This window comes from Actinosynnema sp. NPDC059797, assembly GCF_042732085.1.
Lineage (GTDB): Bacteria > Actinomycetota > Actinomycetes > Mycobacteriales > Pseudonocardiaceae > Actinosynnema.
In genome coordinates this window covers 1-3,786 of sequence record NZ_JBHWIE010000533.1, presented here as the reverse complement: position 1 = coordinate 3,786, position 3,786 = coordinate 1, and the positions used below count along the sequence as shown (strand labels likewise).

The following is a 3,786-nucleotide window of genomic DNA, read 5'->3' as shown; positions in this document are numbered from 1 at the left end:
GCCTGGACATGGGGTTGACGTGGCGGCGGTTCCGGCGGGTGGACGCGGCGCTGGTGGCGTTCGACGCGTGGTTGGCCGGGCACCTGGGGCGGTTGCGGGTCCGGCCGGGTGACGATTTGTTGAGCCGGCTCGTCGCCGAGCGCGAGGACGGGGTGGGTCTCACGGAGGTGGAGCTGCGGGCCACGGCGGGGTTGGTGCTCGCGGCGGGTTTCGAGACGACCGTGAACCTGTTGGGCAACGGTGTCGCGTTGTTGTGCGGCGACCCGGGGCAGTTGGCGGTGTTGCGGCGTGAGCCGGAGCGGTGGGCCACCGCGGTGGAGGAGGTGTTGCGGGTCGATCCGCCGGTGTTGCTGACGGGGCGGACGTGCGTGCGCGACACCGAGGTGGCGGGGGTGCCGGTGGCGGCGGGGGCGGTGGTGACGGTGGTGCTGGCGGGCGCCAACCGCGATCCGCTGGTGTTCGGGGAGCCGGGGCGTTTCGACGTGTGCCGGGTCAACGCGCGTGAGCACGTCGCGTTCTCCGCGGGTCGCCACCACTGCCTGGGTGCGGCGTTGGCCCGGATGGAGGGCGAGGTGGGGTTGCGGGTGTTGTTCGAGCGCTTCCCCCGGTTGCGGTTGTTGCCCGGGGCGGTGCACCGGTCGACGCGCGTGTTGCGGGGGTACGCGCGGCTGTCGGCGGTCCTGGGTGGCTGATCGCGGGGTCAGTCGGTGCGGTCCCGGGGTGTCCTGGTGCGGCCGCGGCGTGGTCCCCGCGGGTGGAGGGTGATCAGCAGCAGGGCGTCGAGCAGGCGGTGCCAGTCGGTTTCGGCGGGGTCGCGGCCGGTGATCGCGCCGAGGCGGGCGAGGACGTCGAGCAGCGGGCCGGTCAGGGTGGTGGGGTCCTGGTCGGTGGCGTGGGCCAGGGTGGCGACGTCGTGGCGGAAGGCGTCGGTGCGGCTCAGTCGGAGCAGGGCGGGTGGCAGGTCGGGGGCTTCGTCGGCGGGTTCGTCGGCGCGGTCGGCGAAGGTGATGGTCAGGGTGGCGCCGAGGGCTTCGGCGAGCCTGGTGAGGGCGTCGACGGTGGGGTTGCCCCGGCCGTTCTCCAGGTTGGCGACGTAGGGCACCGACAGGCCCGCGTCGGTGGCGACGGAGGCGACGGTGCGGCCGCCGGCGGCGCGCAGGGCGCGCAGGTGTTGCCCTAGTTCGTGTCCCACGTTTTTATCTTGTCAGAACACTTCCCTTTCTGGCTATCTTGTGAGGATAGTTCTCAGGGGGTGGCTCCATGCCTGCGGTGTTGCGGGTCCGGGATTTCCGGCTGCTGTGGACGGCGCGGCTGGTCAGCGCGCTGGGGTCGTGGCTGCTCGTGCTGGCGGTGCCCGTGCACGTCTACGTGCTCTCGGGCGGTTCGGTCCTGCTGACCGGCGCGGCGCTGGCGGCGGAGTTCCTGCCGCCGGTGCTGCTGGGACCCGTCGCGGGGGTGCTGGTGGACCGGTGGGACCGGCGGCGGGCGATGGTCGCCGCCGACCTGCTGCGCGCCGCGGCCGTGGCCGTGCTGCTGCTGGTGCGCGACCCCGGCGACCTGTGGCTGGTGTACGTGGCGCTGCTGGTGGAGAGCACGGGCACGGTGCTGTTCCGGCCCGCCGCGCAGGCGCACACGCCGGTGGTCGTCGGCACCGGCCCGCCGCTGGGCGAGGCCAACGCGCTGAACTCGTTCGCCGACGGCGCCGCCCGGCTCGTCGGCGCGCCCCTGGGCGGTGCGCTGGTGGTCGTGGTGGGGTTCCCGGCGCTGGTGGTGGTGGACGCGGTGAGCTACCTGGTCTCGGCGGGCCTGGTCGCCCGGACGTCGGCCGCGGTCGGGCGGGGGGACCGGGCCGGGGTGCGCGGGGTGCTCGGGGAACTGGCCGAGGGGGTGCGGTTCCTGCGCTCGGAGCGCACGGCGCTGGCGCTGCTCGCCGCGACCTCGGTCTTCCTGGCGGCCAACGCCTCGCTCAGCGTGCTGCTGGTCCCGTTCGGGATGGCCGAACTCGGCGGCCCCGGACCGATCGGCGTGGTGATGGCCGGGCTGGGCGTGGGGTTCCTGCTGGGCGTCCCGTCGACCCGGCGCCTGGTGGGCCGGGTGCGCACCGGGCCGCTGCTCGTCGTCGCGCTGGCGCTGACCGCGTCGGGGTTCGCGCTGCTGTTCACCTCGGCGTCGTGGGTCGCGGCGGCGCCGGCGGCGGTGCTCGTGGGGTGGGCCGGCTCGACCGTCCTGGTGGTCTCGCAGACCGCGGTGCAGCGGGTGACGCCCGCCGGGCTCCTCGGCCGGATCGGCGCCGCGCTGTTCACCGGCGAGGCGGTGGCCACGCTCGCGGGCTCGCTGGCGGGTCCGGCGCTGGCCGAGCTGACGTCGGTGCGCGTGGCCGCGTTCGTGGCGTGCGGGGTGGCGCTGCTGGCCGCGGTGCCCGCGGCGGCGGCGAGGTGACCTCCGCGCCACCGCGCTCGGCCGGTGGCGGGGGAGCGCCCCGCCACCGGCGCCGCGCGCGGCAGGCAGCCGGGTGAGCGCGGCTCGACCGGCTCCCGCGCGCCCGCCGCGACCGGGACACCTTCGCGTGCGGCGCCCGGATCGGGTTGTCGGGACCCTCGTGGCGTCGCGCGGCCCCGAGCAGCCCGAACGGGGACGGCCCGGCTCCCCGGCGCTGCCCGACCGGTTCCTCCGACCCGGGTCGTCGCCCGCCCGCGGCACCCTGTTGCGCGATTCCCCCCGACCCCGCTCCGGTGGGACAGTGGCGGCCGGACCTCGGCTGGGAGGGCGGCGTGGGCGAAGGGCTGATCGGCGCGCGGGTGGCCCGCACGGAGGACCCGCGGCTGCTCACCGGCCGCGCCACGTTCCTCGACGACGTGCGCGTGCCGGGGATGCTCGAAGCCGCCCTGCTGCGCAGCACCCTCCCGCACGCCCGCGTCGTCCGCGTCGACACCACCGCCGCGGCCGCCCACCCCGGCGTGTTCGCGGTGGTCACCGGGGCGGACGTGAAGGCCGCGGTGGTCGCGCCGCAACCCGTCGTCTGGAACCCCGACCCGAGCGCGCCGCTGCCCGTCGGCCACCCGCTCGCGGTCGACGTGGTGCGCTACCCGGGGCAGGGCGTGGCCGCCGTCGCGGCCGTCGACCGCGCGACCGCCGAGGACGCGGTCGAGCTGATCGAGGTCGAGTACGAGCCGCTGCCCGCCGTCACGACGCTGGAGCAGGCCCTGGCGCCGGGCGCGCCCCGGCTCCACGAGGACCTGCCGGACAACGTGGGCGCGCGGGCCGTGGTGGAGAAGGGCGACGTCGAGGCGGCGTTCGCGCGGGCGGACGTGGTGCTGCGCGAGTCGTTCCGGTTCTCCCGGCAGACGGCCGCGCCCCTGGAGACGCGGGGCGTGGTGGCCACCTGGGACCCGTTCACCTCGCGGCTGGACCTGTGGCTGTCCACCCAGGCGCCCGAACTGGTCCGCGAGCTGATGGGCGAGGTGCTGGGCCTGCCCGTGGGCCGGATCCGGGTGCGGACACCCGACGTCGGGGGCGGGTTCGGCGCCAAGTTCGACTTCTACGGCGAGGAGGTCGTCGCCGCCGTCCTGTCCCGCCTCACCGGCAGGCCCGTCAAGCTCGTCGAGGACCGCCGGGAGAGCTTCGTGGCCAGCGCGCACTCCCGCGAGCAGCGCATCGAGGTCGAGCTGGCCGCGCGGGCGGACGGCACGATCACCGGGCTGCGCGGCACCCTGCACGGCGTGCTCGGCGGCGTGCTGGGCTCGGCCGGCCTGTCACCGTGCTGGACCACCGCGGCCACGATGACCG

Annotated in this window: 4 protein-coding genes; 3 read left to right on the top strand and 1 reads right to left on the bottom strand. The window is 76.2% G+C overall.

What is annotated here, in order from left to right; genetic code table 11:
- Positions 1-692 (top strand): cytochrome P450 (locus ACFV4N_RS41150; RefSeq protein WP_499678115.1); only part of this gene is annotated, 692 nt, incomplete at its 5' end.
- Between the two features lie 8 nt (positions 693-700).
- Here the strand turns inward: ACFV4N_RS41150 and ACFV4N_RS41145 are convergent.
- Positions 701-1,192, bottom strand: coding sequence for a helix-turn-helix domain-containing protein (locus tag ACFV4N_RS41145; RefSeq protein WP_499678114.1), 492 nt, complete (start codon positions 1,190-1,192; stop codon positions 701-703).
- A 68-nt stretch (positions 1,193-1,260) separates the two neighbouring features.
- Here ACFV4N_RS41145 and ACFV4N_RS41140 point away from each other — a divergent pair, with 68 nt between their 5' ends.
- Together ACFV4N_RS41140 and ACFV4N_RS41135 are read left to right on the top strand one after the other, a co-directional pair.
- Entirely contained in the window at positions 1,261-2,439 is a 1,179-nt protein-coding gene (locus tag ACFV4N_RS41140) for an MFS transporter (RefSeq protein ID WP_499678113.1), read from the top strand.
- 293 nt (positions 2,440-2,732) lie between these two features.
- Positions 2,733-3,786: xanthine dehydrogenase family protein molybdopterin-binding subunit (locus ACFV4N_RS41135; RefSeq protein WP_499678112.1), on the top strand; the 1,054-nt coding region annotated here is incomplete at its 3' end.

Bases quoted from the DNA above. Each gene is read 5' to 3' on its own strand.
- ACFV4N_RS41140 (WP_499678113.1), top strand. From the start codon at position 1,261: ATGCCTGCGGTGTTGCGGGTCCGGGATTTCCGGCTGCTGTGGACGGCG.